1 protein-coding gene is annotated in these 1,120 nt (G+C 35.4%); it reads left to right on the top strand.

Annotation, left to right across the window (positions count from 1 at the left end; genetic code table 11):
* A partial coding sequence (locus QVD32_RS13210) for a GbpC/Spa domain-containing protein (RefSeq protein WP_287710399.1) occupies positions 1 to 1,120 on the top strand: 1,120 nt, incomplete at both ends.

The following is a 1,120-nucleotide window of genomic DNA, read 5'->3' as shown; positions in this document are numbered from 1 at the left end:
TAATAAGAAACTAGCTGAAATCAAAGCTAAAATTCAAGAGATTGACAAGAAGAATGCTGAATTGAAAGCTAAGTATGATGCTGAAGTTCAAAAAGTTAATGATCATAATGCTCAATTGAAAGCTGATTATGATAAGAAGTTAGCCGAATATGAAGCTGCTAAAGCTGATTATGATAAGAATTTAGCTAAGTATATGGCTGAAATGGAAGCCAATAAGGATAAAGATGGGTATCTAACCAAACCAAGTATTCAAAACTTGATTTTCCAATCAGAGCCACAGGCTAATCACACGGTTAACAAGAAACCAGCTACTGAACAAGAAATAAAAGAAATCACAGCAGGTATGCGACCAGAAACGGTACAAGCCCTAAAAAATACAGGTGGAGGAGTTTTATACGTTCTTCAAAAAGGGCAATCAGTAACAGTAACGTATACTAATATTTTAAATTCATCAGTGAACGGTAAGCCTATTAAGAAAGTTGTTTTCACTTATACTTTACTTGATTCTGCTTACGGTGATCGCTTACTAGCAACTTTTGAAAATGATCCAACTAGAACGTTACATTATTTGAATGGTGATAAGTATTTCAAATTAAATATGGATGTCAAATTCTATGATGAAAATGGTAATTTAATTGATCCAACGGGGTCGCTTATTAGCTTTTCATCTCTAAATGCTTCTTTCCCAAATAATGGTGATTGGGAAGGAGTATCAGATTTTTCTGGGACAATGATTCCGATTGCAGGTTCGTCGATTCAAGCTCAACCTAATGGCACGTATCATGCCTCTACTTCTAATTCTTTTGTAGGAGATGGTTCAAAATTTGATGTTAGCGACTGGGATGTTGATGGTAGTCCGTTAGAATATTACGGAGCTATTGCTGGACGTGCTGAAGGTAATATTAACTTTAATATTCTTTCGGAAGGTCGAGGCTATGTTTGGTTTGCTTTTAATTCAAATGTTAAAGCACATACCATTACCAAACCAGCACCACCAGAAGCACCTAATTATGAGAAAGAACCTACAGCACCTGACTATCAAAAAGTTGATGTTCCAACGATTCAAATTGAAACAGCTGTTCATGAGGTAGGTGTTAATAAAACAACTGAAATGGAAGTT

Source organism: Barnesiella sp., assembly GCF_022723415.1.
In the GTDB taxonomy this organism is placed as follows: domain Bacteria; phylum Bacteroidota; class Bacteroidia; order Bacteroidales; family Barnesiellaceae; genus Barnesiella; species Barnesiella intestinihominis.
Note: the sequence above shows the minus strand (reverse complement) of the source record. Positions and strands in the feature narration are given on the sequence as shown.